The 26,883-nt window shown below is 69.5% G+C and carries 22 protein-coding genes; 15 read left to right on the plus strand and 7 right to left on the minus strand.

The genetic code is table 11. The features are described 5' to 3' along the window. Positions 1-34: 34 nt before the first annotated feature. Together HV826_RS03585 and HV826_RS03590 are read left to right on the plus strand one after the other, a co-directional pair. Positions 35-679 carry an anti-sigma factor gene (locus HV826_RS03585; protein WP_176415602.1) on the plus strand — a complete coding sequence of 215 codons (645 nt, stop codon included), beginning with the start codon at positions 35-37 and terminating at the stop codon, positions 677-679. After that, positions 676-1,131, plus strand: coding sequence for a hypothetical protein (locus HV826_RS03590; protein WP_407938382.1), 456 nt, complete (start codon positions 676-678; stop codon positions 1,129-1,131). The genes HV826_RS03585 and HV826_RS03590 overlap by 4 nt, the downstream gene beginning before the upstream one ends. A 15-nt stretch (positions 1,132-1,146) precedes the next feature. Here HV826_RS03590 and HV826_RS03595 read toward each other — a convergent pair whose 3' ends face one another. Together HV826_RS03595 and HV826_RS03600 are read right to left on the minus strand one after the other, a co-directional pair. Continuing rightward, complete coding sequence (locus tag HV826_RS03595; RefSeq protein WP_255217025.1) at positions 1,147-1,932, minus strand: hypothetical protein; 786 nt, start codon at positions 1,930-1,932, stop codon at positions 1,147-1,149. Positions 1,933-1,958: 26 nt separating this feature from the next. Then, a complete protein-coding gene (locus tag HV826_RS03600; RefSeq protein WP_176415604.1) occupies positions 1,959-2,534 on the minus strand; it encodes a hypothetical protein in 576 nt (191 codons plus the stop codon). 471 nt (positions 2,535-3,005) lie between these two features. On the opposite strand from HV826_RS03600, the gene HV826_RS03605 reads away from it, so the two are divergent. The 7 genes from HV826_RS03605 to HV826_RS03635 all read left to right on the plus strand — a co-directional run bounded on the left by HV826_RS03605 (position 3,006) and on the right by HV826_RS03635 (position 11,115). Continuing rightward, positions 3,006-3,245 (plus strand): chaperonin, encoded by a 240-nt coding sequence (locus tag HV826_RS03605; protein WP_176415605.1) that lies wholly within the window; start codon positions 3,006-3,008, stop codon positions 3,243-3,245. A 131-nt stretch (positions 3,246-3,376) separates the two neighbouring features. Beyond that, positions 3,377-4,927, plus strand: coding sequence for a phospholipase D-like domain-containing protein (locus tag HV826_RS03610; protein WP_176415606.1), 1,551 nt, complete (start codon positions 3,377-3,379; stop codon positions 4,925-4,927). A 152-nt stretch (positions 4,928-5,079) separates the two neighbouring features. Beyond that, positions 5,080-5,547 carry a hypothetical protein gene (locus HV826_RS03615; RefSeq protein WP_176415607.1) on the plus strand — a complete coding sequence of 156 codons (468 nt, stop codon included), beginning with the start codon at positions 5,080-5,082 and terminating at the stop codon, positions 5,545-5,547. A 133-nt stretch (positions 5,548-5,680) separates the two neighbouring features. Then, positions 5,681-7,096 carry a hypothetical protein gene (locus tag HV826_RS03620; protein WP_176415608.1) on the plus strand — a complete coding sequence of 472 codons (1,416 nt, stop codon included), beginning with the start codon at positions 5,681-5,683 and terminating at the stop codon, positions 7,094-7,096. Between the two features lie 127 nt (positions 7,097-7,223). Then, the gene (locus tag HV826_RS03625) at positions 7,224-7,607 is read left to right on the plus strand and encodes a BlaI/MecI/CopY family transcriptional regulator (RefSeq protein WP_176415609.1); all 384 of its coding nucleotides are present in this window, start codon (positions 7,224-7,226) and stop codon (positions 7,605-7,607) included. A 4-nt stretch (positions 7,608-7,611) separates the two neighbouring features. Then, a complete protein-coding gene (locus HV826_RS03630; RefSeq protein WP_176415610.1) occupies positions 7,612-9,753 on the plus strand; it encodes a M56 family metallopeptidase in 2,142 nt (713 codons plus the stop codon). A 192-nt stretch (positions 9,754-9,945) separates the two neighbouring features. Continuing rightward, entirely contained in the window at positions 9,946-11,115 is a 1,170-nt protein-coding gene (locus HV826_RS03635) for a tetratricopeptide repeat protein (protein WP_176415611.1), read from the plus strand. Between the two features lie 18 nt (positions 11,116-11,133). On the opposite strand, the gene HV826_RS03640 is transcribed toward HV826_RS03635, so the two are convergent. Further along, positions 11,134-12,048: a LysR family transcriptional regulator gene (locus HV826_RS03640; protein ID WP_176415612.1), complete on the minus strand. Its 915-nt coding sequence runs from the start codon at positions 12,046-12,048 to the stop codon at positions 11,134-11,136. A gap of 113 nt (positions 12,049-12,161) precedes the next feature. On the opposite strand from HV826_RS03640, the gene HV826_RS03645 reads away from it, so the two are divergent. After that, positions 12,162-12,932 (plus strand): SDR family NAD(P)-dependent oxidoreductase, encoded by a 771-nt coding sequence (locus tag HV826_RS03645; protein WP_176415613.1) that lies wholly within the window; start codon positions 12,162-12,164, stop codon positions 12,930-12,932. Positions 12,933-12,942: 10 nt separating this feature from the next. Here HV826_RS03645 and HV826_RS03650 read toward each other — a convergent pair whose 3' ends face one another. Together HV826_RS03650 and HV826_RS03655 are read right to left on the minus strand one after the other, a co-directional pair. Next, positions 12,943-14,106: a sorbosone dehydrogenase family protein gene (locus HV826_RS03650; RefSeq protein WP_176415614.1), complete on the minus strand. Its 1,164-nt coding sequence runs from the start codon at positions 14,104-14,106 to the stop codon at positions 12,943-12,945. Positions 14,107-14,207: 101 nt separating this feature from the next. Beyond that, on the minus strand, positions 14,208-15,101 hold the full coding sequence (locus HV826_RS03655; protein ID WP_176415615.1) for a DUF1684 domain-containing protein: 894 nt from the start codon (positions 15,099-15,101) through the stop codon (positions 14,208-14,210). 87 nt (positions 15,102-15,188) lie between these two features. Between HV826_RS03655 and HV826_RS03660 the strand changes: the two genes are divergently transcribed. From HV826_RS03660 to HV826_RS03670, 3 genes are all read left to right on the plus strand, one after another. Continuing rightward, positions 15,189-16,058 carry a 2-oxo acid dehydrogenase subunit E2 gene (locus HV826_RS03660; protein ID WP_368670829.1) on the plus strand — a complete coding sequence of 290 codons (870 nt, stop codon included), beginning with the start codon at positions 15,189-15,191 and terminating at the stop codon, positions 16,056-16,058. 30 nt (positions 16,059-16,088) lie between these two features. Then, positions 16,089-16,316 (plus strand): hypothetical protein, encoded by a 228-nt coding sequence (locus tag HV826_RS03665; RefSeq protein WP_163782765.1) that lies wholly within the window; start codon positions 16,089-16,091, stop codon positions 16,314-16,316. Between the two features lie 79 nt (positions 16,317-16,395). After that, on the plus strand, positions 16,396-16,743 hold the full coding sequence (locus HV826_RS03670; RefSeq protein WP_176415616.1) for a TipAS antibiotic-recognition domain-containing protein: 348 nt from the start codon (positions 16,396-16,398) through the stop codon (positions 16,741-16,743). A 106-nt stretch (positions 16,744-16,849) separates the two neighbouring features. On the opposite strand, the gene HV826_RS36925 is transcribed toward HV826_RS03670, so the two are convergent. Both HV826_RS36925 and HV826_RS03680 read right to left on the minus strand, forming a co-directional pair. Continuing rightward, the gene (locus tag HV826_RS36925; RefSeq protein ID WP_255208439.1) at positions 16,850-17,518 is read right to left on the minus strand and encodes a bZIP transcription factor; all 669 of its coding nucleotides are present in this window, start codon (positions 17,516-17,518) and stop codon (positions 16,850-16,852) included. Between the two features lie 466 nt (positions 17,519-17,984). After that, on the minus strand, positions 17,985-18,260 hold the full coding sequence (locus HV826_RS03680) for a hypothetical protein (RefSeq protein WP_255208440.1): 276 nt from the start codon (positions 18,258-18,260) through the stop codon (positions 17,985-17,987). Positions 18,261-18,411: 151 nt separating this feature from the next. Between HV826_RS03680 and HV826_RS03685 the strand changes: the two genes are divergently transcribed. Both HV826_RS03685 and HV826_RS03690 read left to right on the plus strand, forming a co-directional pair. Beyond that, positions 18,412-19,296, plus strand: a complete 885-nt coding sequence (locus HV826_RS03685; RefSeq protein ID WP_176415617.1) for a hypothetical protein — start codon at positions 18,412-18,414, stop codon at positions 19,294-19,296. 200 nt (positions 19,297-19,496) lie between these two features. Then, the gene (locus tag HV826_RS03690) at positions 19,497-26,795 is read left to right on the plus strand and encodes a HAMP domain-containing protein (protein WP_176415618.1); all 7,299 of its coding nucleotides are present in this window, start codon (positions 19,497-19,499) and stop codon (positions 26,793-26,795) included. Positions 26,796-26,883: the final 88 nt, after the last annotated feature.

Genomic DNA, 26,883 nt, shown 5'->3' on the forward strand with positions numbered 1-26,883 from the left:
TTTCGCAGCCCCTTCCAGCGAGCAGGTGGAATCAATGGCCGGTAATCCCGCGTGTGAGCGTTTCGTCCCCATGCTGTCCCCGTACGTCGACGGAGAGCTGAGCTCCGGCGAGCGCGTCAACGTGGAGCGGCACCTGGCGGCCTGCCGGGACTGCACCGGACGGGCCGCGGACCTGCGCGCGGAGTCCGGGCTGCTGCGGGTGGGCCTGGACATGGCCGTGGACGACGTGGACTTCAAGGACTTCACCCAGCGCGTCATGGCGCGGGTGACGCCGGACAAGCCGCCCCTCATGGAGCGGCTGAAGCTGGCAGTGTCCGAAATGTTCCTCTACCAGCGCACTGCCATGATTTCGTCGCTGGCCACCGCGGCGGTGCTGGTACTGGTGGGAGTGCCCCTGCTGATGAGCGACCGGGCGCCGGTGGGGTACGCCTCCGAGCGCATGACGGTGAAGTCCATCCAGCCCTACCGCAACGCCGAGGTGGCGCCGGTGGTGATGGAGACGGACAATGGGGGCACCATCATCTGGCTGGTGGACGAGGACTCGGACGTCCTGTCTCCTGGCGCGGAGATGGGTGAGCGGCAGGACCAGACGGGGGTCGGTCAGTCAGACGCAGGCGGGCGCAACGGCCCCGCGCGCCCGGCTCCCGACGCCCCCAGGCCGTCGGGAGGTTCCTTGTGAGAAGACACGTGTCGTCGGGCCGGATGCTGTGGGCGCTGCTGGGGCTGGGCCTGCTGGTGCCCATGGTCGCCAGCGCACAAGACGCGAAGGTCCAGGTCCAGGTCGAAGTGGTGCTCGCCTCGAAGAAGGGCACCGACGTCGACCCGCCCGAGCTGGAGAAGATGAAGGAGCAGTTCCAGAAGCAGAACTTCAGCTTCACCTCCTTCAAGCGCCTCTCCCAGGAGGTGCTGACGGTGAGCGCGAAGAGCGCCTCCGAGGTGAAGCTGCCCAACGGCGCCAACGCGACGCTGCAGCTGTCTGGCATCAAGGACGGCACGGCCACGGTGCGCGTGGCCATCCCCCGGCAGCCCACGCTGGACGTGGAGCTGGGCCGCCAGGGCGCCGTCTACCAGAAGGCCGGCAAGTACGTGGGCGGGGAGCTCATCCTCGTGCTCTCCCCTCCCGCGCGGTAGTCCCCCAGCGCCGCCTCAGGCGGCGCGGGCTTCCCCGTCCGCCTCCAGGACGATGATTTCCAGGTCCTCTTCGAGCTCCAGGGGCAGGACTTCCTCGGTGGCGGTGTGCGCCTGGAGGCCCGGTGCGGGGGCCTCGGCGTGCTCCCGCTCCAGGTGGACGCGCAGCCCGTCGAACATGGTGTCGAACGCCGCGTAGATGCGGTCCACCATGGCCAGGGCGTCCGCGCGCACCTGGGGGGCCAGCTGCATGGCCTCCAGCTCCGCCGCCAGCTCCTGTTCGAACATGGCGTGCTGCGCTTCGGCCTGCATGTGGTGGTCGGAGAAGTACTTCAGCCGGTCGTCCGCGCCCTGCGCCGCGCTGATGATGGCGGTGCGGCTGAAGAAGACATGGCTGGTGGACTCCAGCGCCCACAGCAGGACGATGCGCAGCCGGTCATCCACCGGGCGGTACACCTCGCTGATGATGGCGTAGGCCGCGTCACGCGTCTTCACGTGCGCGCGGCCGTACATGCTGCCGATGCTGAGCGAGCCGCCGGTGAGCGCGGAGATGTCCTCCTCGAACCACTGGTCATGCCCGCCCTCCTCGGCATGGTGCCGCGTGGCCAGCGCCTTGAGGTGCGCGTCCTGGATGAAGTGCGCGTTGAGGCGCAGCACGTCCTGGAACGTCATCACCCAGAACGTCAGCCGCGGCGCGAAGGCCATCACCTGTTCAATGGGGCGGTCCATCCGCATGTCGGAGAAGAAGGGGTGCGCTGCGAAGCGCGCCTCGCGTACGGCGATGTGTTGGAGCACTTCCTTCATGATGGACCTCCCTGGGGTGTCTGCCTCTACCAATTGATGCTGTACGTGCAGGCGTTGTCGCCGCGTCGCCGGCAACTCTTGGCCTCATGTTCAATACGCACCCAAAGCGAATCCTTGGGGCGGAACCGGTCGCCAATGGCTTCGATGAGCCCCAGGTCCAAGTCACACGGATAGGGGTTGTCACACACCATGCGCGCGTTTCGCTTGTCCACCGGCTCGAAGCGGTAGCCGCCAATGGCGCCCTTGCCGCGGTGGTTCATCCGGTACGCCAGGTCCACCGCGCGCAGGCCCTTCTCCAACGTGTCGATGTCCGGCGGGAAGTGCGCGCTGTCCGGAATCTTCCGGCCAATGGTCCTCACCGTGCTGGGGCCAATCTTGTCGAACACCAGCTGGAACGACTTCAGCAGGGCGGGCATGGGGTACCAGGCATCCGCCTTCAGCGGCGCGATGCCGTTCTCCCCCAGGATGCGCAACGCGCGTGACTGGGCGAGCTCCATGCCGTTGACGATGGCGAGAATCGACTGGCCGACGACTTCGATGCCCTGGAACGACATGGGCTGAAGGGCCGGCGCGGTGGCGCTGGTGGGGGTCTTCAATTCCATACGGTTAACGCCCTCGTGAGGAGTGACACGTATTGAAGCGGCTTTTCCCGATATTTTCAAATAGACTCACATGTCTGTAATTTTCCGAAAGATTCGATATGGGATTCCCCGTGGCGCAATAACGACCCGCGCGGTCGGTATGAAGCCAGGTGACCTGGGCTTCGCTGTGAGTGGGCGTGAGGCCACGCGGCGCGCGGGAGCGGGCCTCCGTGGGCCGTGTGGGGCGGGATGCCCCGGCGGGGCAACCTGCCCCAGGGAAAGGGCCCCAGCGGCCGGACGCCACCTTCAGGCCCCCCTGGAAGAACTTCCGTCGGAAGGCTGCCGGGGCAGGGCTGAAAAAAAGTCAGAAGTCCGGTCCCCGGGGCGGGGGTGCAAGCAGCCGACCCTCGGAAAATCGCGGGGTTGTCGCTCGGCACGCCGGTTGCTGAAGGGAGCAGCACAAGCAAACCCTTCACCCTTGGAGACGAAATCATGGCGAAGACCCAGAAGCGTGGACAGGTCATCCGTCGTAAGGCCCAGCAGATGAAGGTGTCGACGGCGAGCGCGGTGAAGGGGGCTGGCCGGAGCGCCCGCCAGGTGCAGGTGACGCTGGGTGACCTCATCGCGGCGGCCTTCGACACGGTGGGCGGCGAGGTGAAGAAGGTGGCGCAGGTGATGTCCTCCGAGGACATGACGGTCGCCACGGGCAAGCACATCGTCTTCGTCGGCTGACACGCGCCAGTCCGGGGCGTGCGCGGTGCAGGAGGGCCTGGCGGTGGCGCCAGGTGAGGGTGGCCGAGGCGGGGACGGGAAGGGACGCACCTGTGAGACGCATCATCAGTCCCGGACGGAATTGCTGGGCGGTGGAGGAGGCAAGCGACGCGGGCGTGCTGGTGGACGCGCGCGACTACTACCGGGAGCTGTACCGGGCCGCGCAGAAGGCCCGTCACTACATCGCGATTACCGGCTGGCAGTTCGACAGCGACGTGGCGCTGCTGCGAGGCGAGGACCTTCGCGAGGCGCGCGGCGAGTCACGGCTGCTGCCGATGCTGGACGCGCTGTGCCGGACCAACCCGGAGCTGCGCGTCTACGTGCTGGCGTGGGACTTCAGCTTGCTGCTCGCCATGGAGCGCGAGTGGATGCAGCGGCTCATCTTCAATTGGACGGCGAACGGGCAGGTGTGCTTCCGCTTCGATGCCTCCAGTCCGTTGTATGGCGCGCATCACCAGAAGCTGGTCGTCATCGACGGCGCGGTGGCCTTCTCCGGGGGCATGGATGTCTGTGATTGCCGGTGGGATGACCGGGACCACCCGGTGCGCTCGGAGCTGCGCTGTGACAGTGGGAGGGACCCGCACGGCCCCTACCATGACGTACAGTCCGTGCTGACAGGGCCGGTGGTGGACCGGCTGGCGGAGCTGTTCGAGGCGCGCTGGGCGCACTCGGGCGGCGGGGAGCTGCGGCTGCCCCGGGTGTCTCGGGATGACGTGGACTTCACGCCGAGCCTGCCGGCGCCGCCAGGTCCGGTGGCCATCAGCCGCACCTTCGGCAAGACGCTCCTGCCGCCGCAGCCCGCGGTGCAGGAGGTGGCCGCGCTGTACCTGGACGCCATCGGCTCGGCCGAGCGCTTCATCTACATTGAAAACCAGTACTTCTCCTCGCGGGCCATCTTCCAGGCGCTGGTGAAGCGCATGCGGTCCCCCGGGCGGGGACGGCTGCAGGTGGTCCTGGTGCTGCCGCAGCAGCCGGAGGCGCTGCGTGAACAGCTGGCCATGGGCATTGCCCAGGTGCGGCTGCTGCGCGCGCTGGAGCGCGTGGCGCACGAGACGGGACATGCCTTTGGCGTGTACTGCTCCGCGGGGCACGACGCGCGCACCGGCGCGGACATCTACACGTACATCCATTCGAAGGTGATGGTGGTGGATGACCGCTTCCTCACGCTGGGCTCGGCGAACACCACCAACCGCAGCCTCGGGTTGGATTCGGAGCTGAACCTGAGCTGGGAGGCGGAGGCGCCGAACGACGCGACGATGCGCGCCATCCGCCGCATCCGGGTGTCGCTGATGGCCGAGCACTCGGGGCTGGAGGGCCTGGCGGCCCTGCGACTGCTGACCGCGGCGGACAGCGGACTGGTGGAGTGGCTGGACGACGTGGCCGTCATGGGGCTGCAGCGTCTGCGCGTCCACCCGATGTCGACGGTGTTCGACCAGAGCCCGCTGCTCAAGTCGCTGGAGCCGGAGGAGCTCATCATCGACCCGGAGGCGTCGGTGCTGGACGAGTCCCTCTTCGAGGCGCTCCACCGCGCCGAGGACGGGCTGTTCGCCTCCGGTGTCCGCCTGCTGTCGCGCTGGCTGGTGGGCACGGGCACCGAGCGTCCGCACCGCGCCATCCTTCCCTGCGCGCAGGACGAAGGGTAGCCGCGCGCGGAGGCGGCAAGCCGCCAAGGCCCCGCCCGCCCGCCTGCCTTGGGACGGGCCCGGAGGCACGGGCATGGCCGGCGGGTTGTTCCTGCCGCGCGGAACGCCACCTTGTCGAGAGCACAACTTCTCTCACGCAAGGGGGATTCACCATGAAGCTTCCTCTCATGGCCGCGGTGGCGGCGCTGGCTTTCTGGGGTTGTTCGAGCAACTCGGCGAACACGCGCGCGGATGACCGCGCCACCGGTGGTTCGGGCACGGAGGCGACGGCGCCCGAGTCCGTGGACACGACTTCTGGATGGGATGACCGCAGCGCCGGTGAGGCCGCGGACGTGACGGAGAACGAGCGCCGCGACCGGATGGACGCGCCCACCGTCTACGACGGCGAGGCCACCGGTGGCAGTGGCCCCGGCATGGGCGCGGGCACCTCGGTGACGACGCCGGAGGGCGAGAAGTACGACGTGCAGGACGGCCCGCTCCTGGGTGGCCAGCCGCGTGAGGAGACCCCGGAGGAGGGCGTGGGCGGCTCCGGCAAGTCCGACGTCGAGGAGCTCGACGCCAGCGACGTAGAGACGCAGGAAGTGGAGCTCGACGAGGTTGAAGTCGACGGCAGCCGTTAGCGCGGCGTGAAGGTCGCGCGTCTCCCGCTGCCGCCAGGCGGGGGCGCGTGTGCCGACGGTCCGCAGTGTCACCCACACGCGGATGCAGTCACCTGCTTCGTCTCGCGCCATGGACAGGTAGAGTCGGGGGACGATGACTGGCGCCCCCCTCTTCGCTCTTCTCGCCCTGGTGTCCACGCAGTACGACGGCAGCTCCACCGTGGAGGAGGTGTCTTCGGAAGAGGACGTCTCCTCGACCTCGCGAGGCGAAGGTGCCCCCGTCTCCGCCGCGCGGCTGGATGAGCCCGCGCCTCCGGGCAGCTCCCACCCGGGCGGCGTGGGCTTCGGCTTCAGCGGACAGCTGGAGGTCGGTGGCCTGAGCCTCCCATCGGGGCCTCGCGGCGGGGGGCAGGACTTCTTCGCGCGCATCTACCCCTCGCTGGGGCTGACGCACGGGGAGACCTTCGTGCTGCGGCTGGGGGCGAACCTTCGGCTGCGCGTGGTGGACGAAGCGCCCACGGCCGAGGCGGACTACAGCGGCGGCATGCGCCGTGAGGACTGGGATGAGCTGAGTGACTTCGGGCAGGTGGTGCGCATGCTGCGCATTGGCCAGGAGGGCCGTCCCGTCTACCTGCGCGTCGAGCCCTTCTCCGAAGAGACGCTGGGCCGCGGCTATCTCGTGGGCCGCTACAGCAACACGCTGGCGCCGGACTACCACCCCGCGGGTGGCTCGCTCACCTTCGTGAAGGGCGCGGTCCGCGCGGAGGTTCTGGCCAGCGACGTGCTCGCCGCCCGCATCTTCGCGGGCGAGGCGCTGCTGGACCTTGGCCGTATGGCCAATGACAACGCGAAGCACTTCGACCGCTACCTCGTCCGCTTGTCCGCGGCGCATGACGCGGGCCGCGCGGGCGGCACGACACCCGACCTCACCCTGGCGTCGGTGGGTGGAGACATCGCCCTGTACAAGGGTGAGCGGCTGCGCGCGTGGGCCCTGCTGGGCGGCGGCGCGCGCTTCACGCAGGCCTACACGCCGGCCTTCGGCGGATTGCTGGGCGTGGCCTTGGAAGGGCAGCTGGCCAGCGGCACGCAGGTGAGCGTGACAGTCCAGGGCCGCAAGCAGGGGGGCCGCTTCCGCTTCGGCATGTTCGGCCCTGACTACGAGCTGGGCCGCTTCTCCGGCGTCGGTCTGTCGGAGACGCCCATCGCGGAGGAGGTGCTGCCGTCGGGCTTCGCCGGCTACGCGGAGCTGAGTGTCGCGAAGGGGAACCCCAACGAGCTGCTCCTGCTGGGCAGCGTGGCGGCGCAGTACTTCGGCTTCGGCAGGACGGACGCGGACGTGTCCGCTGGTTTCGAGCTGCCGGGCGGCAGGACGCGAGCGCTGGCGCGCGTGGTGCTGACGGGCCTGGGAGACCGGCCGCGCTACTCGGCGGGGGTGGAGCTGCGCCAGCGCATCCTCAACCACTTCTATGCCTGGGGCTCCGGCGGAACCGTTCACTTCCCCCAGCCAGACGGCACGCTCGTGCGAGGTGTCACCGCGGGCGCCGGCGTCGGCGTGGACTTCCAGCGCTGAGCGGCGGTGACTCGAGCGGCGGACGGGCCTCCACGGGCCCGCCGCCGCTGTCTTTTCGTCCGACTTGACTACGGTTGTAGTCAGCCGTACCTTCTTTGTGACTACAGTTGTCGTCACGGGAAGGTCCATGAAGAAGCCGGTGGGAGAGCAGGAGCTGTTGGTGCTGCGGTACGTGGCCGAACACGGCCCGGCGACCGTGGGCGAAGTGGCCGAGCGCTTCGGCGAGGCGCAGGGGCTGGCGCGCTCCACCATCCTCACCGTCATGGAGCGGCTGCGGCTCAAGGGCTACCTGACGCGGCGCAAGGTGGAGGGCGTGTTCCAGTACGTCTCCCCCGTGCCGGCGTCGGAGCTGCTGCGGGACGTGGTGGGGGACTTCGTGCAGCGCTCGCTGTCGGGCTCGCTGTCGCCGTTCGCCGCGTACCTGTCCGAGGCCAAGGACGTGTCCGACGAGGACCTGGCGCAGCTCCAGGACGTCGTGGCGCGGCTGCGCTCGAAGAAGCGGAAGGGATAGGGACATGGGCACGGACTGGCTGTCGCACGCAGGGGCGTGGGCGTCGTCGGGGCTGTGGCGGGCGTCGTGGCAGGGGGCGCTCTGCGCCGCGCTGGTGTGGGCGGTGGCGAGGACATGGCCGAGGCTGCCGGCGTCGCTGCGCGCGGGGCTCTGGTGGCTGGTGGCGCTGAGGTTCGTGGTGGCGCTGGGGTGGCTGCCTTCCCTCGCGTTGCCGGTGCTGCCCGCGTCGGTGGCCGCTGGCGTGGCGCGGGTGGAGGCCTGGTGGAGCGGGGCTCCCGCGCGGGAGACGGTGGCGCTCGTCTTGGGGCCTGGGGCGGTGGACGCTCAGGGGCAGGTGACTGCGGAGCGCACGACCTTCGCGACGTCTAAGGAGGAGGCCGCGCGCAGTGGCGTCACGCCGGAGCTTCCGGCCGGTGCTGTCGATGCGGGCACGGTGGCCGAGCCTGGTGGTCCTTTCCCGTGGAGCCGCGCCGCCGTGGGGGGCCTCCTGGTCCTGTGGGGCGCTGGCGTGCTGTGGCAGGTGTATGGCCAGGTGAAGGGCGGGCTCGCGGTGCGTCGCCTGCGCCAGTCCGCGCGCCCGTTGGTTCACCCCGGGGTGGAGGCGGAGGTGCGGGCGCTGTCCACGGCCGCGGGGCTGCGGCGCGTGCCGGGGCTCCTTGTTTCTGAGTCGGTGGCCAGCCCGCTGGCCACGGGGCTGCTGTCTCCCGTGGTGGTGCTGCCCGACAAGGCGGTGCGACGGTTGCCCGTGGCCGCCCTGCGCATGGCGCTGGCGCACGAGCTGGCGCACCTGCGGCGCGGTGACTTGTGGCTCGGCTGGGTGCCCGCGCTGGCGGAGTCGCTCTTCTTCTTCCATCCGCTCGCGCGGCTGGCGGCTCGCGAGTACGCGCTGGCCCGTGAGGAGGCGTGTGACGCCGAGGCCATCCGGCTCACGGATGCGGAGCTCGCGGACTACGGCGAGCTGATTCTCGCCTTTGGAATCGCCAGGACTCCCGGCACCGCCGCTGCGCTGGGTGCGTCCTCTCACGTTGATGCGTTGCACAGGAGGTTGAGCATGCTGGAGCACGTTGATGCCGTTCCCCCTCGAATCCGGCGCCTGTTGAAGGTGGCGCTCTCCGCCATGGGCGTCGCCGCGCTGGTGCCCTTCCAGGTCGTTGCACGGGAAGCAGGGGGGACACCTCGCCTGGCGCCCGAGTCGGCGGCGTCAGGGCCGCGCGGCGCCGCGTCGCCTGGCTCCGCATCGTTATCGCCCGCGTCGCCCGGCTCCGTATCGTCGCCGTCCGCGTCGCCCGGCCCTGCCGCGTTGCCATCCGTGCCTCCCGTGCCGCCCAGCGTTGCTCTGCCGCCATCCGTTCCCGGAGCGCCGCGGGCGCCTGCTGCTCCGCGCCTTGCTGTCGTCACGCAGCGGCACATCGTGAGGGCCTCGCCGCACCTCGCCGCTGTTCCGCCGATGCCTCCGACTCCACCCGCGCCGCCGCCTCCTGGCGACCCGGACAGCGGCTACGTGCTGCTCACGGACGGCATGGCGATGATGAACGGCAGCACGGTCGACCTGGAGCTGGCGCGTACCTTCAAGCAGAAGGACAAAGCGATTCTCTTCGTCCGCCGCAAGGGCGATGCGTTCATCATCCGCGACGCGGCCACGCTGAAGTCCGTTCGCGAGGCGCTCTCCTCCACCCGCGAGCTGGGCAAGGCGCAGAGCGCGCTGGGAGAGAAGCAGGGCGCCCTGGGCCAGCAGCAGGCGGTGCTCGGCCAGCAGCAGGCCTCCCTGGGCCACGAGCAGGGCGGGCTGGGACGCAAGCTGGGTGACCTGGCCTACAAGCAGTCCGGGCTCCACCTGGAGGAGTCGCGTCTGGACGCCCTGCCCGAAGCGGAGCGCGAGCGCCGCCGCTCCGAGCTGGAGAAGCAGGACCGCGAACTGGATGAGGAGATGAAGGCCCTGGAGACGAAGATGGCGGGACTGGCCGAGAAGCAGTCCCTCCTGAGCAAGGAGCAGCACCAGCTCAGCGAGAAGCAGCACGCCCTGCACCTGGAGCAGTCCAAGTTGAGCGAGCAGCACCACTCTCGCATGAAGGAGGCGGAGACGAAGGTTCAAGGCCTCATCGACGAGGCGCTGCGCAAGGGCCTGGGCCAGCCGATGCCCACCTGAGGCGTCCGTGGTGCTCGAAGGGCTGGGGGTGGGTCCTCGATACCTCCCACCGAAGTCTCATCCCTCGCACTTCGAGGCGAACGCGGATGCCGCTGCGGGTATGGGCGGCGCTCGCCCCAGCAGGCGAGGGCCACACGGGCAAGTGGCTCCGTGAACTGCCGGGACTCGGCACCCCGTGGTAGACCTTGATACATGGCTTCGACGCATGCTCAGGACGGGGGGCGCTTCCTCCAAACGGGACAGACCCAGGACGCGGTGAAGAGCTTCCAGAAGGGGCTCTCCATTGATCCAAACGACGTGGATTGCCTCCTGGGCCTGGTTCGAGTGCACCTGAGCACCGGCGCGGCGGCGGACGCGGAAGCCGCGGTGCTCCGCCTGCTGAAGGCGAAGCCGGACCACACGGAGGGGCAGGCGCACCTCGCCATGCTGCGCGCGCAGGCGGGCAATCCGGAGGCGCTGGAGTCCCTCAAGGCGCTGGCCGCCGCGCCCACCGCGGGCTACTTCGAGCGCTTCAACCTGGGCTCGCTGCTGTTCGAGCGCGGGGACCTGGCTGGAGCGCGCGCCGCCTTCGAGTCCGTGCTCCAGATTTCACCCGGCAGCACCCACGTCCATTTCGAGCTGGGACGCATCCGGCTTCAGCAGAACGAGCCGGATGGCGCGGTGTCGCACTTCCTGCGGGCCGCCGAGGGCGCGCCTCAGGAGGCCATGCCGCTGCTGATGCTGTCGCGGGCCCACGCCGCGTGCGGCCAGCTCGGGCTGGCCATCCAGGCCGCCACGCAGGCGCTGGAGAAGGCCCGGGGTGGGCTCCAGCGCGCGGTGCTGGAGGACCTCTTCAAGCTGTACCTGTCCGCTGGCAGCTCGGAGGGCGCCAAGCGCGCGGCCCTGGAGCTGCGAAAGCTGGACCCTTCCAGCACCACCTATCTCTACCTGCACGGCCTGGCGACGATGAGCGCCGGCGCCTTCGCCGAGGCCAAGGACGTCTTCGCCGAGGTGCTGCGGCAGGCGCCCGGGAGCTGGCAGGCCCAGCACGCGCTGGCGCAGATGCACCTCGCCCTGGGCGAGCGCGCCGAGGCGGTGACGCTGCTGGAGGCGGCCGTGGCCACGGTTCCGACGGACCCCGGCCCCACCAATGACCTCGCGGTGGTGCTGATGCAGGACAACGGGCACGCGCGGGTCGCCGCCTTGCTGGCGCCCGTGCTGGGCGCGCACCCGAACGACGCGGGCACGCACCTCAACATGGCCCTGGGCACCTTCCCCTCGGACAAGGAGCTCTCCGCGCGCCACGCGAAGCAGGCGCTGGCGCTGGGCGCCGAGGACGTGCGCGCGCAGGCCGAGCAGCTGTTGAAGCAGCTCGGCGCCTGAGGCACGGGAGGGCGGGCGTCAGCCCTCCTCGTGCGGCTCGAAGGAGTTCGTGAGCTGCTCGGTGAGCCAGTTCATCACCACGCGCACCCGGCGCGGCAGGCTCCTGCCATAGGTGTGCAGGAGTGAAACGGGCATGGGCCTGCAGGTGAGCTCCGGCAGGACCTCGACGAGCTCGCCTTCGCCCACATCGGGACGCGACCTGCGTCTTGGAATCTGGATGATGCCGAGCCCCGCCCGGCACGCCGCGACGTAGGCGTCGACGCTGCTGACCGTCACCATTCCGCGCATCGGCCACTCGCGGTAGCCGCCTTCGTGCGGGTATTCGAAGGAGGGCGTCTCCGCGCCGAGCCCCGGGGAGTAGTGGACGACGAGGTGCCGGTCCAGGTCCTCCAGCTTGCGCGGCGTGCCGTACTTCTTCAGGTACGCGGGGCTGGCGTAGTTCATCATCCGCAGGACGCCGAGCTTGCGCCCCACCAGCTCCGAGTCCCCCTGGGAGCCCACGCGCAGCACGCAGTCGAAGCCCTCCCGGAAGGGCTCGGTGCGCCGGTCCGTCGTGTTGATGAGGACCTCCAGGTGGGGATGCCGCGCCAGCAGCTCCGGCAGACGCGGGAGGATGAGCTCGCGCGCGATGTTGACGGGCAGGTCGATGCGCACGCGCCCGCGCAAGCCCCTGGCCGCCTGGAACAGCGCGCCGAGCTCATCCGCCTCCTGCACCAGCCGCCGCGCCCGAGGCAGCAGCTCCTCCCCATCCGGGGTGAGTCGCACGACGCGCGTCGAGCGCTGGAAGAGCTGGCAGCCGAGCTCCGCCTCGAGCGCCTTCAGCCGCAGGGACACCCGCGACTTGGGCATGCCCAGGTGCTCACCCGCGCGCGTGAAGTTGCCGAGCTCGGCCACCTTCACGAATATCTTCAGCGAATCGAGGTCCAGGCTCATTGTTTCTCCAGTCGAAACAGTGTGTCGGAGCGCAGCCGCTTTCTCAATCCACACACGGCTCACTATTCATGGACAGGTGCGGCGCACCGCCGCGTCACCTGAAAGGACTGGACATGAGCACCTCGAAGAACATGCCCGTGGCTCTCATCACGGGGGGCAGCCGTGGACTGGGGCGGAGCATGGCGCTCAAGCTGGCGGCCCGGGGCACCGGCATCATCCTGACGTATCGCACCGGCGTGGAGGAGGCGGCGGAGGTCGTGAAGCAGATTGAAGCGGCGGGCGGCAAGGCGGTGGCGCTCCCGCTCGACGTGGGGGACACGCGAGGCTTCGGCGCCTTCGTGGAGGCGGTGCGGACGGAGCTGGGCCGTCACTTCGGGCGTGAGCGCCTGGACTTCCTGGTGAACAACGCGGGCATGGGCATCCACGTCAGCTTCGCGGAGACGACCGAGGCCCAGTTCGACGCGCTGATGAACGTCCACCTCAAGGGAGCGTTCTTCCTCACGCAGCGGCTGTTGCCGGTGCTGGCGGATGGCGGGCGCATCCTGAACATCTCCACCGGGCTCTCGCGCTTCACCTTCCCCGGCTACGCCGCCTACGCGACCATGAAGGCGGGCGTGGAGGCGCTCACCCGCTACCTGGCGAAGGAGCTGGGGCCCCGGCGGATCTCCGTCAACGTGCTCGCGCCGGGCGCGACGGCGACGGACTTCGGGGGCGGCGTCGTCCGGGACAACCTGGAGCTGAACAGGAGCCTGGCCGCCCAGGTCGCGCTCGGCCGAGTGGGGCAACCCGACGACATCGGGGATGCCGTCGTCATGCTGCTGTCGCCGGAGAGCGCGTGGGTGACGGGCCAGCGCGTCGAGGCCTCGGGCGGGATGATGCTCTGACGGCGCGCGCTCAGCGCTTCAAGCGGAGGATGACGTCCTTGTCCGGCCCGCAGTCCCCGCGTCCATCGCAGTTGCTGGTGGTGACGTAGAGGTGGCCATCCGGCCCCATGATGACCTCGCGCAGCCGGCCATGGGTGTCGCGCAGGTACACCTCGTGTTTGGCCACGCGGCTCGAAGCCGGCGCGAACTCCACGCGCTGGAGGTGGCGTGAGCCCAGCGTGCCGATGAGCAGCGAGCCCTTCCATTCGGGGATGGCCGTCCCGGTGTAGATGGCGGCGCCGCCCGGGGGGAGGGCGTCCTTGTAGGTGATGGACGGAGTGACTTGCCCCTCGCGCGTCTCGCACGAGTAGATGCCGGGCCAGCCCAGGTTGTCGCCGCGCCGGGCGACGCTGACCTCGTCGTGGCCTCGGCGCAGCGTCTCACCGCTGGGGCCGTGGTCCACGATGTACAGCGTGGAGGCGTCGCGCCAGTCGAAGGCCTGGAGGTTGCGGATGCCGGTGAGGAACGCGGGCGAGCCAGGGATGGGATTGTCCTGGGGCACCGCGCCCTCCGGCGTGAGGCGCAGCAGCTTCCCGGCCGGGTCGCTCGCGTCCTGCGAGCGGTCCGGGGCTCTCGCGTCGCCGGTGCCCGCGTACAACATGCCGTCCGGGCCGAAGCGCAGGCGTCCACCGTCGTGATACGTGGCGGAGGCGATGCCGCCGAAGATGACGCGCTCGTGCGTCGCCGTGGCGTGGTCCTCCGACAGCGTCCATCGCTCGATGCGGTTCTCCTCGGTGCCACCCGCGTCCGTGGTGACGTAGATGTAGAACTGGCGGTTGCTCGCGAAGTCCGGGTGGGCCGCGATGCCGAGCAGCCCGCCCTCCGCGGCGTCCGCGACGGGGACCGTCGCCACGGGCCGGGGTTGGAGGACGCCGTCCTTGAGCAGGCGGATGCGGCCCGGGCGCTCTGTGACGAGCGCGTCCCCTCCAGGGAGCCACGCGATGCCCCACGGCGTCTCCAGGCCCCGCGCCACCACCTCGACGTTGAAGGGCACGGTGCCGTCGGCGCCCCAGTCGTCCTCCACGCGGACGCAGTCCTGGGGAGACGCGGTGCCTTGCGCCTGGCTCTTGCGGCAGGCGGAGGCGGACAGGGCGAGCACCAGGAGAGCGGGGAGGAGCGTCAAAGAGGCGCGCATGGTCGGATTAATGTCCGCGAGCCCGTGGATGCGCCAGCCTCCCGGGCACGGAGCGTCCAGGCGCGAACGCGCGTGCCGGGCTGCTTGCTCCAGGCCCGGCGTCAGTGGTCCACGTAGCGCTTCTCGCCAGCCTCCACGCGCGTGGCGAGCCGGTTGCCACGCGGAGGCAGCGGGCAGGTGGCGAACTTCGTGAATGCGCAGGGCGGATTGTAGGCGCGGTTGAAGTCGAGCACGACGCGCCCGCCGGTAGGCATGTCCGCGGAGAGGAAGCGGCCCGCGCCGTAGGTCGCGTCGCGGTTCGTCTCATCCGCGAAGATGATGAAGAGCTTGCCCGAGCCGTCCTCCACCGGCGTCAGCCGGTGCTCCTTGCCCGCCACCGTGAACACGAGCGTGCCGGGGGCCTTCATCTCGTCGCTGGTCCCCAGCACGTTGGGCACCTGCAACATGCGAGGCGTCTGCGCGGGCTCGAAGCGCGCCTCGATGCGCCAGTCGTTGCTCGCCGGGTACGTGGGGATGCCCTGGAACTGCTTGCGCGCCGCCGCGCCGGAGTCCCTCACGCGGACGCCCAGCTTGTCGCCTCGGAGGATGAGCTGGAGGCTGACGTCGCCGAGCTTGAGCACGTCCGGCGTGCCCTTCTCGTCCGACTGGAGCGCGCCGCCCGTGAAGGGCTGTCCGTCGCGGGTGAAGGTGACGCCGGGCGCGGGCTGGAAGCGCGCGGTGTTGCCCTGCCGCGTGAAGGTGCCCAGCTTCGCGGGCGTCCCCGCGGGGAAGTCCAGGTCGCTCTCGGGTGCGGAGCCCGCTGTCTGCTCGCCTTCCTTGAGCCAGAACAGGCCCACGAGGGTGAGCCAGCCATCCTCCGCCTGGAGCCGCTGGACGCGCTGCTCGTGCCAGGCGCGGGTGGACGTCTGCAAGTCATCGGCGGTGGGCTGGGGCATGTTCTGGGAGGCTGGCGCGGCGTGGAGGGCGAGAGACAGGGCCAGGGCGATGGGCGTCATGTCGGGGCCTCGGGGGAGGGAAGCCCCTGTCTAACAGGGCGGCGGGCCAGGCGCAGGGCTCCGCGCGGTTGCAGGGGGCTCGGCGCCGTGCGAAGGCGGAAGCTGCCCGTGCACCTCGACCTTCAACCCGCACCTCCCGCCGGTGCCTTCCGCAAGCTCGCCCTGGGGACGTGGCGCTCGCCGGGAGACCCCAGCGCCTATGCGGCGGTGGAGGTTCGCATGGAGCGGGCGGTGGCCTTCCTCGAGGCCTTCCGCGCCCGCACGGGACAGCGCCTCACGGTGACGCACCTGGTGGCCAAGGCCGCCGCGGATGCGCTGCGCCGCCATCCGGAGGCGAATGTCCTGATGCGCTGGAATCGCCCCTGGCGGCGCAAGGAGGTCGGCGTCTGCGTGTTGGTGGTGCAGCCCGCGCAGACCGGGCGCGCGGACCTGACGACGGCCACGGTACACCGCGCGGACGCGCTGTCCCTGGGTGCCTTCGCGGAGACGATGGCCTCGCGCATCGAGGCGGTCCGCGAGCGCCGGGATGCCGTCATCGAACGGGGCAAGCGGCGCTCCTCGCTCCTCCCTGGCTTCTTGATGGGACTGGCGCTGCGGCTGCTGTCCTTCGTGTGGTTCACGCTGAACGTGGACCTGCGCTGGGTGGGGATGCCGTGGGACCCGTTCGGCTCGGTGGCGGTGACGAGCCTGGGCTCGCTGGGGCTGGAGCGGGGCTATGTGGCCCTGGTGCCATACACGCGCGTGCCCTTCCTGTTGGCTCCGGGCTCGGTGCGGACGGAGCCCGTGCTGGACGCGGGCGCGCTGGTGCCTGGGCAGGTGATGACGCTCACCTGCACCTGGGACGCCCGGCTCATCGGCGTGGAGGACGCCGCGTGTGTCCTGCGCGACATCGGCGCCGCGTTGGAGGACCCGGAGGGGGCGTGGGGCGGGGCTGCGAGCGGTGCGGAGGTGGGGTAGCATCGGGCCGCTGCTTCGAAAGGGGCCTTCATGTCCGTGGATACGAACCGCCGTGTCATTGCATCGCGCCCCGTGGGCCGCGCGCTCGGTGGGCAGGACCGCTTCGAGAAGGAGTCGCTGGAAGGCCCCGCGGAGGGCGGCCTCGCGATGACGCGGCGGCAGCGGATGGCGGGCGGCTCGCTGCGGGCGGGAGAGGAGAGCCCGTTCGCCGCGAAGCTGCGGAAGCTGGCGGGTGGCGCTCCGGATGATGAGCGCTGAATCCGCTTGAGCCTCACGCCGCGTGAGGCCGTACCCACCTCATCACGCCACACTGCCGTGGCGGGATGAGGTGTGAATCATGTTCGAGAAGCACTACACGCCGGAGCAGCTCCAGCAGTTGAAGGCCCGCCGCGAGGCCCTGGGCGAGGAGGCCATCCGCCAGGTCGAGGCCGAGTGGCCCCAGCTCATCGCCCGCGTCCGCGCGGAGATGGACCAGGGCACGGACCCCACGAGCGAGCCGGTGCGCTCGCTGGCCTCGCGCTGGCGGGAGCTGCTGAAGGCGTTCACGGGGGGCGACCCTGGCATCGAAGGGGCGCTGAACGCGACGCATCAGCAGGAGCCCGAGGTCGCGGCGAAGCACGGGTTGGACCCCGCGCTCTTCGCTTACATCGGCAAGGCCATGGCCAGTCTGGAGGGGCAGGCTTAGCCGTGGTGAGGCCGCCTGCTTCGTCGTCGCTGGATTCAGTCACGGCGCTCCAGGCACATCCCTGGGGCGCCGTGTCACCGGACGCGAGGCGTGGATGCGCGAGGCCTCAGCGCCCGCGGCCGGGATAGGCCTGAATCTGCGTGGCGTAGGTGTCACCGTCCGCGATGTAGTTGAACGCGGCCTGCACGGGCGTGCCCGCGGAGAGCTGTTTCGGTGAGACGCGCTTGCCGTTGGCGCTGATGCGGGTGGTGTTGGTGACGAACAGGTTGAAGGTGTCTCCGGACTCCGCGTCGCGGACCACGACGCGGTCTTCCCCGACGGAGGCCACCCGCCCTTGCATGACGACGCTGGCCAGCACCGTGGAGTCCGTGTCCGCGTCGGACGCAGTGGTCTGCGTCCCTGAGCCGCCCGTGCCCGTGTCCTCGCGCCGCAACGTGTCCACCTCGGCTTCGAGCCGCTGGACCTGGTCGCGGAGCCGCGCGACCTCTTGCTCGAGGTTCTCGGGCCGCGCGCCGCTGGCTTCCTGCGTGTCCGTTGCGCCGCCGCTGACCGCGCCGCCCGTGGTCGCGCCAGTCGGTGCTTCACTGCCACCTGTCGGGCTGCCCTGGTTCGACGCGGGGGACTGCGGTCCCAGCGTGCTGCCGCTGGCGGCGTTCGCGGGTGTCTCGGGCTGCCCGCTGCCACCGATACCCTGCTGTGGGGTGTACCCGCGCGTCGCGCCCGCGGGTGGCGCGGCAACGGGCTCCGCGCCGGTGTTGGTCTCAATCGAGTCCATCGAGCTTCTTCCCAAGTCGCCAGGAGCCCGCTGCGGCGGAGGCGAAAAGTTGCCTGGTTCGTAGGCGTCCTGTGGCTGGACAACGCCCGATGTTCCGCCTGTCGCCGTGCCTCCGGCCGAGCCACCGCTTGCTGACTGGGCGAGCCCAGCCGACGACGTAAGAAGGCTGAAGGTCAGGGCGGCATGGGTGATGGCGCGTCGCATGGTCGGTTCCTTTCTCCTTGCCTCGCAAAGGTGAGGTCCGGGAGCGAGGCGGCAAGCGCGGGAACAGGCGAACAGCCAGGAGGATGGCCGCATGTTGGGAGCGTTGGCTTCAGGAAACCCCTGTCGAGTCCGCCCCACGGTGAGCCCGCCCCTGGACGGGGTTTCAGCGCGTGCTGTTCGGAATTGTCGGGGGTTTTGCGCCGCAAATGTCCCGACATTTCCGAACAGCAGCCGGCGCCCCTGCGGACGGAGGAGGCCTGCCTCAGAAGGCGAAGCGGACCCCGAGACGGAGTTGTCGTGGCGCCTGGTACTGCAAGGGCAGCAACGTCTCCTCACGGAGCACAGCCTGGGCATTGAGCAAATTGAACGCGTCGATGCTCAGCGTCACCAGGTGCTGGTCGGCAGTGCCATGGCGAGCGCTCAGCTGGGCATCGATGGTGTGGACCCAGGGCGTCCGCGTGCTGTCCGCTTCGCGCGGTGTACCAGCCGCGCCCAGGTATGCGAGGCCCACGATTCGCGGCGCCTTCTCCCTCACCATGCGGGCGTTGTCTCCCCTTCAGAACAGCATGACACGGCCACCCTTCGGCCCCGTTCTGTGCTGTCGTGGGGAAACGAACTGGGACGTGGCGCCGGGCCGCTGTTGACACCACCCCCCGGCAAGGTCGGGAACGCCGCCGCGAGGAGCCGCCGTGAGTGGACGGGAGAGTCCGGTGTCTGGGGGCAAGGCGGCGCGCGCTTCCGCCAAGGAGGCCCGCCTGCGCCGAGCCGGTCCATGGCCGCTCACCGTGGCCACCGCCGCCGCGCTCGGACTGCTCGTCTACGTCGCCACCACCAGCCTGCCCTACCTCATCTCCGCGCCCACGTCGGACCCCCACTTCGGCGCGCTGAACCACTGCCTCGCCCGCCTGCTGCAGCGTCCCCTGCTGGGCTGGGCCGTCTCGCCGGATGCCTCGCGCGCCGCCGTCTATGGCGCCCAGGCCATGGCGGTCTGCACCCTGCCGGAGGGCTCCCGGCGACTCCCCCTGGCGGGTGTACGCGCCGTCACCTTCGACCGGGAGAATCGCCTCTGGTGGTCGCAGGCTGGACAGCTCTGGCGCGACGACGGGGCAGAGGCCCGGCACATGGGCGACTTCTCCCCGGTGTCGCTCGTCAGCCACGGGAGCGGGGTGCTGGCGCTCGACGCGGAGGGCCAGCTCGTCTCGGTGGCGCCTGACGGCGCGGTGCTGGGGCAGGCGCCGGTGTCCAGGGCGGAGGCGCGGCTGTCCGTGGGAGCGGAGGGCACCTTCGCCGCCGTGCTCGACGGGGCCTCGCTCCGCTTCTACGAAGCGCGCACCCTCACCCCACTCCCCGTGGAGCTGCCGTGTGAAGTGGAGGGCCTCTGGTGGCTCGAGCGTCCCGAGCGCGTGCTGATCGCCTGCGCCCAGGACGCCGAGCAGGCTTTCGCGGTGGACCTCCAGACGGCCCGGTACGAGCCGGCGAGGCGCCCGTCCGGGATGCCTGCTCGGAGGCTCCTCGGACGGCCCCTCTATGTGCACGGCTGCGATGGATTTCCGTGCACGGCCCCCGCCCCCTGAGATGTTGGTATGAGGCGCGGCGTCCCGTGCCTTTCACGGGCGGTCCGGCCTCCTGAACCACCGCGTTCATTGGTGAACGTTCAGGGGTCCGCGGGGCCTGCATTGAATCGACAAGCCCGCGAACTCCCTGGAGATTCACTCCAGCCCGGGCGCCGCGTCAGGGCAGGCAGCAGCGTTCATCCCGATCAGAGGTTTCTCGCTTGGACGACACCAAGGTTCCCCAGTCCCCTACCCACGGCCGCAAGCGGGCCTCCGCGCGCAAGCCTTCGGGGAACGGCACTTCCCGCCCGGGGGGGACCGCTCGCGCGTCCAGCCCCCGGGCCCAGGGACGCGGCGGCCATCCGCTGCAGCCCCTGCTCGCCGCGCTTCGTTCGGTGCACGGCGGTGACTTCACCGTGCGGCTCCCCGGCGGCAGCGCCGACCCGGTGATGGAGGAGATCGCCAGCGCCTTCAACGCCGTGGTGTCGCTCAACGCCACCCTGACGCAGGAAGTGGTCCGCGTGGAGCGCGTGGTGGGCCGCGAGGGCCACATGGGCGAGCGCGTGTCGCTGGGCGACGTGCGCGGCGACTGGGCCCACAGCATCAACTCCATCAACTCGCTCATCGGCGACCTGGTGCAGCCCACCACGGAGGTGGCGCGCGTGCTGGTGGCCGTGGCGCAGGGCGACCTCACCCAGAAGATGGCGCTGGAGATTGATGGCCAGCCCGTCAAAGGCGAGTTCCTCCGCATTGGCACCACCGTCAACGCGATGCTGGACCAGCTCAACTCGTTCGCCGCCGAGGTGACGCGCGTGGCCCGCGAGGTGGGCAGCGACGGCAAGCTGGGCGGCCAGGCCGAGGTGCGCGGCGTGTCCGGCGTGTGGAAGGACCTCACGGACAACGTGAACCTGATGGCCAACAACCTCACGGCCCAGGTGCGCAACATCGCCGAGGTGTCCACCGCGGTGGCCAACGGCGACCTGTCGAAGAAGATTACGGTCGACGCGCGCGGCGAGGTCTTCGAGCTCAAGAGCACCATCAACACCATGGTGGACCAGCTCAACGGCTTCGCCTCCGAGGTGACGCGCGTGGCCCGCGAGGTGGGCACCGAGGGCAAGCTGGGCGGTCAGGCCGCGGTGCCCGGCGTGTCCGGGACGTGGAAGGACCTCACCGACAACGTGAACTTCATGGCCTCCAACCTCACCACCCAGGTGCGGGGCATCGTGAAGGTGGTGACGGCCGTCGCCAACGGCGACCTCACCCAGAAGCTGATGGTGCCGTCGCAGGGGGAGATCGCCGCGCTGGGCGCCACGCTCAACGCGATGACGGACACCCTCAACGTCTTCGCGCAGCAGGTGACCAGCGTCGCGCGCACGGTGGGCGTGGAAGGCAAGCTGGGCGCCCAGGCCCAGGTGCCCGGCGCCGCCGGGACGTGGAAGGACCTCACGGACAACGTGAACCTGATGGCCAGCAACCTCACGGCCCAGGTGCGCAACATCGGCGAGGTGACGACGGCCGTCGCCAAGGGCGACCTGTCCAAGAAAATCACCGTCGACGTGCGCGGCGAGGTGCTGGAGCTCAAGGACACCATCAACACCATGGTGGACCAGCTCCGCGCCTTCGCCTCCGAGGTGACGCGCGTGGCCCGCGAGGTGGGCACCGACGGCAAGCTGGGCGGCCAGGCCGACGTGAAGGGCGTGGGCGGCGTGTGGAAGGACCTCACGGACAACGTGAACTACATGGCCTCCAACCTCACCACGCAGGTGCGCAACATCGCGCTGGTGACGACGTCGGTGGCCAACGGCGACTTGTCCAAGAAAATCACCGTCGACGCGCGCGGCGAAATCCTGGAGCTGAAGAACACCATCAACACCATGGTGGACCAGCTCAACAGCTTCGCCTCCGAGGTGACGCGCGTGGCGCGCGAGGTCGGCACCCACGGCAAGCTGGGCGGCCAGGCCGAGGTGCGCGGCGTGTCCGGGACGTGGAAGGACCTCACGGACAACGTGAATGTCATGGCCGTCAACCTCACCACGCAGGTGCGCGGCATCGCCAAGGTGGTGACGGCCGTCGCCAACGGTGACCTCACCCAGCGCCTGAAGATGGAGGCCAAGGGCGAGGTCGCCGAGCTGGCCGACACCATCAACGCGATGACGCAGACGCTGTCCATCTTCGCCCAGCAGGTGACGGACGTGGCGCGCACGGTGGGCGTGGAGGGCAAGCTGGGCGCCCAGGCGGTGGTGCCGGGCGTCGCGGGCACGTGGAAGGACCTCACCAACAACGTGAACCTGCTCGCCAACAACCTCACCGACCAGGTCCGCAACATCGCGGAGGTGACGACGGCCGTCGCCAGGGGGGACCTGTCGCGCAAGATTACCGTCGACGCCAGGGGCGAGGTGCTGGAGCTCAAGAGCACCATCAACACCATGGTGGACCAGCTCAACAGCTTCGCCGCCGAGGTGACGCGCGTCGCGAAGGAGGTCGGCACCGAGGGCAAGCTGGGCGGCCAGGCGGAGGTGCGCGGCGTGTCCGGCGTGTGGAAGGACCTCACGGACAACGTGAACTTCATGGCCGTCAACCTCACCACGCAGGTGCGCGGCATCGTGCGCGTGGTGACGGCGGTGGCCAACGGCGACCTGAACCAGAAGCTGACGCTGGACGCCAAGGGGGAGATTGCCGCGCTCGCGGACACCATCAACGCGATGACGCAGACGCTGTCCATCTTCGCGCAGCAGGTGACGGACGTGGCGCGCACGGTGGGTGTGGAGGGCAAGCTGGGCGCCCAGGCGGAAGTGCCGGGCGTGGCGGGCACGTGGAAGGACCTCACCAACAACGTGAACCTGCTCGCCAACAACCTCACGGCGCAGGTGCGCAACATCGCCGAGGTGACCACGGCGGTGGCCAACGGTGATTTGTCCAAGAAGATCACCGTCGACGCCAAGGGCGAGGTGCTGGAGCTCAAGAGCACCATCAACACCATGGTGGACCAGCTCCGCGCCTTCGCCGCCGAGGTGACGCGCGTCGCGAAGGAGGTCGGCACCGAGGGCAAGCTGGGCGGTCAGGCCGACGTGAAGGACCTGTCCGGCGTGTGGAAGGACCTCACGGACAACGTGAATGTGCTGGCCGGCAACCTCACGGACCAGGTGCGCAACATCGCCAAAGTCACGACGGCGGTGGCCAACGGCGATTTGTCGCAGAAAATCACCGTCTCCGTGAAGGGCGAGGTGCTGGAGCTCAAGAACACCATCAACACCATGGTGGACCAGCTCCGCGCCTTCGCCTCCGAGGTGACCCGCGTCGCGAAGGAGGTCGGCACCGAGGGCAAGCTGGGCGGTCAGGCCGCGGTGCCCGGCGTCGCCGGCACCTGGAAGGACCTCACGGACAACGTGAATGTGCTGGCCGGCAACCTCACGGACCAGGTGCGCAACATCGCCAAGGTGACGACGGCGGTGGCCAACGGCGATTTGTCACAGAAAATCTCCGTGGAGGCCCGGGGCGAAATCCTGGAGCTCAAGAGCACCATCAACACCATGGTGGATCAGCTCCGCGCCTTCGCCGCCGAGGTGACGCGCGTCGCGAAGGAGGTGGGGACGGACGGCAAGCTGGGAGGGCAGGCCGCGGTGCCCGGCGTCGCCGGGACGTGGAAGGACCTCACGGACAACGTGAACAGCATGGCCTCCAACCTCACCGCGCAGGTGCGCAACATCGCGCTGGTGACCACGGCGGTGGCCAACGGCGATTTGTCCAAGAAGATCACCGTCGACGCCAAGGGCGAAATCCTGGAGCTGAAGGACACCATCAACATCATGGTGGACCAGCTCAACAGCTTCTCCGCGGAGGTGACGCGCGTGGCGCGCGAGGTCGGCACCGAGGGCAAGCTGGGCGGTCAGGCGGAGGTGCGCGGCGTGTCCGGCGTGTGGAAGGACCTCACGGACAACGTGAACTTCATGGCCCGCAACCTCACCACGCAGGTGCGCGGCATCGTCAAGGTCGTGACGGCGGTGGCCAATGGCGACCTGAAGCAGAAGCTGGCCGTGGAGGCGAAGGGCGAGGTCGCCGCGCTGGCGGAGACCATCAACAACATGACGGACACGCTGGGCACCTTCGCCGAGCAGGTGTCCACGGTGGCGCGCGAGGTGGGCGTCGAAGGGAAGCTGGGCGGCCAGGCCCGCGTGCCCGGTGTGGCCGGCACGTGGAAGGACCTCACGGACAACGTGAACTTCATGGCCTCCAACCTCACCACGCAGGTGCGCGGCATCGTCAAGGTCGTGACGGCGGTGGCCAACGGCGATTTGACGCAGAAGCTGGCCGTGGAGGCGAAGGGCGAGGTCGCCGCGCTGGCGGAGACCATCAACAACATGACGGACACGCTGGGCACCTTCGCCGACCAGGTGACGACGGTGGCCCGCGAGGTGGGCATCGAAGGGAAGCTGGGCGGCCAGGCCCGCGTGCCCGGCGCGCGCGGCACGTGGCGGCAGCTCACGGACAACGTGAACCAGCTGGCCGGCACCCTGACGAGCCAGCTGCGCGCCATCTCCGACGTGGCCACCGCGGTGACGAAGGGGGACCTCACGCGCAGCATCACCGTCGTGGCGGAGGGCGAGGTCGCCGCGCTGAAGGACAACATCAACCAGATGATCGTCAACCTGCGTGAGACGACGCAGAAGAACCAGGAGCAGGACTGGCTCAAGACGAACCTGGCGAAGTTCAGCGGCATGATGCAGGGCCAGAAGAGCCTGGACGCCGTCAGCCGCCTCATCATGAGCGAGCTGACGCCGCTGGTCTCCGCGCACCACGGCGCCTTCTTCCTGGTGGACGGCGTCGAGGCGGGCGTGCCGCTGCTCAAGCTCACCAGCACCTACGCGTACCGGGAGCGCAAGAACATCGCCAACCGGTTCCGCTTCGGTGAGGGCCTGGTCGGCCAGTGCGCGCTGGAGCGGAAGACCATCCTGCTCACCCACGTGCCGGAGGACTACATCACCATCTCCTCCGGGCTGGGCGAGGCCGCGCCGCTCAACATCATCGTCCTGCCCGTCCTCTTCGAGGGCGAGGTGAAGGCCGTCATCGAGCTGGCCTCCTTCCACGCGTTCAGCGCCATCCATCAAATCTTCCTGGACCAGCTCACGGAGACCATTGGCGTGGTGCTGAACATGATCATCGCCAACATGCGCACCGAGCAGCTCCTGCTCCAGTCGCAGGACCTGACGCAGGAGCTCCAGAGCCAGTCCAATGAGCTGACGCAGCAGCAGGACGCGCTCAAGCGCAGCAACATCGAGCTGGAGGAGAAGGCGACGCTGCTGGAGGAGCAGAACCGCCGCGTGGAGGAGAAGAACAACGAGGTGGAGCGCGCCCGCGTCAGCCTGGAGGAGAAGGCCGAGCAGCTCACCGTCATCTCCAAGTACAAGAGCGAGTTCCTGGCCAACATGAGCCACGAGCTGCGCACGCCGCTCAACTCGCTGCTCATCCTGGCCAAGCTGCTGTCGGACAACAAGGACGGCAACCTCAGCACCAAGCAGGTGGAGTACGCGAACACCATCTACGCCTCCGGCGGAGACCTGCTCAGCCTCATCAACGAAATCCTCGACCTGTCCAAGGTGGAGGCCGGGAAGATGCAGGTGGAGCCGCGGGACATCGTCCTCACCGAGCTCAACCAGTTCATCGAGCGCAGCTTCCTGCCCGTCGCGGAGCAGAAGGGCCTGTCCTTCACCGTGGAGGTGGGGCCCGGCGCGCCGCGCCACGTCCGCACCGACCCGCAGCGGCTCCAGCAGGTGCTCAAGAACCTGCTGTCCAACGCCTTCAAGTTCACCGACGAGGGCAGCGTCCAGCTGAAGGTGAAGCAGGCCGAGGCCGGCACGCACTTCGACCACGAGACGCTGCGACGCTCGCGGTACGTGCTCGGCTTCGCGGTGTCGGACACGGGCATCGGCATCGCGCGGGACAAGCAGCGCCTCATCTTCGAGGCGTTCCAGCAGGCGGACGGCTCCACCGCGCGCAAGTACGGCGGCACGGGCCTGGGCCTGTCCATCAGCCGCGAAATCGCGAAGCTGCTGGGCGGCGAAATCCAGGTGACCAGCGAGCCCGGCCGCGGCAGCACCTTCACCCTCTACCTGCCGCCCGAGTACCTCAGCCCGGAGGAGGAGGGCATGCCGTCCATGCCGTCCCCGTACGAGCCTCCGCCCCGGCTGCCGCCTCCTCCGACGCCGGAGTCGCCGCGCGAGGAGACGCCTGTCGCGCCGCCGGTGGCGGACAGCGGCCACGTGCTGGACGCGGCGCTGCCGCCGCCCATCGAGTCGCTGCTGACGCCCGTCGCCGTGGAGGATGACCGCGACCACATCCGCGAAGGGGACCGCGTCCTGCTGCTCATCGAGGACGACGTGAAGTTCGCCCGCATCATGGTGCAGATGGCGCGGGAGAAGGGCTTCAAGGCCCTGGTGGCCACGCGCGGTGACACCGGCCTGTCCATGGCCAACGAGTTCCAGCCGCACGCCATCACCCTGGACATCCAGCTCCCCGTGGTGGACGGCTGGAGCGTGTTGGACCGGCTCAAGCGCAACCCGCGCACGCGCCACATCCCCGTGCACGTCATCAGCGTCATGGACAAGAACCAGGGCAACTCGCAGGGCGCCTTCGGTTACCTCACCAAGCCCGTCAGCAAGGAGGGCCTGGAGCGGGTGTTCAATCAGCTGGCCAGCTTCCTGGAGCGCACGGAGCGCCGGCTGCTGCTGGTGGAGGACGACGACGTCCAGCGCGACAGCCTGGTGTCGCTGCTCAGCGAGGGCGGCGACGTGGTGGTGACGGCCGTGGCCACCGGTGAGGAGGTGCTCCAGAACCTGGAGACCGGCGAGTTCGACTGCGTCGTCATCGACCTGATGCTGCCCGACACCGACGGCATCCGGCTGGTGGAGGAGGTCAAGACGCAGAACCGCTTCCGCGACCTTCCCATCGTCATCTACACCGGCAAGGAGCTGACGCCCAAGGACGAGGCCCGGCTGCGTCGCTACACCGGCAGCGTCATCCTCAAGAGCGGGACGAAGAGCCCGGAGCAGCTGCTCAGCGACACGGCGCTGTTCCTCCACCGGTTGGACCAGAACCTGCCGCCGCGCGCACGGGCCGCCCTGGCGCAGCGCAACGACAAGGACGCGGAGCTGTCCGCCAGGAAGGTCCTGGTGGTGGATGACGACATGCGCAACATCTTCGCGCTCACCAGCGTGCTGGAGAACCACGGCATGCAGGTGGTGTTCGCGGAGAACGGGCGCGCGGCCATCGAGATGCTCGAGCAGCACCGCGACGTCGACATCGTCCTCATGGACGTGATGATGCCGGAGATGGACGGTTATGAGACCATGCGGGCCATCCGCAAGGACCTCAAGTACTCCAGCCTCCCCATCATCGCGGTGACGGCCAAGGCGCTGAAGGACGACCGGGAGAAGTGCATGGCGGCCGGCGCGAGTGACTACCTGCCCAAGCCGGTGGACACCGACAAGCTTCTGGAGCTCATCCGTCTGTGGGTGACGGCTTGATTCACTGAGTGATGGTTACCGTACGGCGCCCCTCTTCCGGGCTTGGGTCCGGTCGAGGGGCCACCTAGCCTCTTCTACCTTGAGAAAA

Source organism: Myxococcus sp. AM010, assembly GCF_013372585.1.
GTDB classification, from domain to species: Bacteria; Myxococcota; Myxococcia; order Myxococcales; family Myxococcaceae; genus Myxococcus; species Myxococcus vastator.

Bases quoted from the DNA above. Each gene is read 5' to 3' on its own strand.
- HV826_RS03585 (WP_176415602.1), top strand. From the start codon at position 35: ATGGCCGGTAATCCCGCGTGTGAGCGTTTCGTCCCCATGCTGTCCCCG.
- HV826_RS03595 (WP_255217025.1), bottom strand. From the start codon at position 1,932: ATGAAGGAAGTGCTCCAACACATCGCCGTACGCGAGGCGCGCTTCGCA.
- HV826_RS03600 (WP_176415604.1), bottom strand. From the start codon at position 2,534: ATGGAATTGAAGACCCCCACCAGCGCCACCGCGCCGGCCCTTCAGCCC.
- HV826_RS03605 (WP_176415605.1), top strand. From the start codon at position 3,006: ATGGCGAAGACCCAGAAGCGTGGACAGGTCATCCGTCGTAAGGCCCAG.
- HV826_RS03615 (WP_176415607.1), top strand. From the start codon at position 5,080: ATGAAGCTTCCTCTCATGGCCGCGGTGGCGGCGCTGGCTTTCTGGGGT.
- HV826_RS03620 (WP_176415608.1), top strand. From the start codon at position 5,681: ATGACTGGCGCCCCCCTCTTCGCTCTTCTCGCCCTGGTGTCCACGCAG.
- HV826_RS03625 (WP_176415609.1), top strand. From the start codon at position 7,224: ATGAAGAAGCCGGTGGGAGAGCAGGAGCTGTTGGTGCTGCGGTACGTG.
- HV826_RS03630 (WP_176415610.1), top strand. From the start codon at position 7,612: ATGGGCACGGACTGGCTGTCGCACGCAGGGGCGTGGGCGTCGTCGGGG.
- HV826_RS03635 (WP_176415611.1), top strand. From the start codon at position 9,946: ATGGCTTCGACGCATGCTCAGGACGGGGGGCGCTTCCTCCAAACGGGA.
- HV826_RS03640 (WP_176415612.1), bottom strand. From the start codon at position 12,048: ATGAGCCTGGACCTCGATTCGCTGAAGATATTCGTGAAGGTGGCCGAG.
- HV826_RS03645 (WP_176415613.1), top strand. From the start codon at position 12,162: ATGAGCACCTCGAAGAACATGCCCGTGGCTCTCATCACGGGGGGCAGC.
- HV826_RS03650 (WP_176415614.1), bottom strand. From the start codon at position 14,106: ATGCGCGCCTCTTTGACGCTCCTCCCCGCTCTCCTGGTGCTCGCCCTG.
- HV826_RS03655 (WP_176415615.1), bottom strand. From the start codon at position 15,101: ATGACGCCCATCGCCCTGGCCCTGTCTCTCGCCCTCCACGCCGCGCCA.
- HV826_RS03665 (WP_163782765.1), top strand. From the start codon at position 16,089: ATGTCCGTGGATACGAACCGCCGTGTCATTGCATCGCGCCCCGTGGGC.
- HV826_RS03670 (WP_176415616.1), top strand. From the start codon at position 16,396: ATGTTCGAGAAGCACTACACGCCGGAGCAGCTCCAGCAGTTGAAGGCC.
- HV826_RS36925 (WP_255208439.1), bottom strand. From the start codon at position 17,518: ATGGACTCGATTGAGACCAACACCGGCGCGGAGCCCGTTGCCGCGCCA.
- HV826_RS03680 (WP_255208440.1), bottom strand. From the start codon at position 18,260: ATGGTGAGGGAGAAGGCGCCGCGAATCGTGGGCCTCGCATACCTGGGC.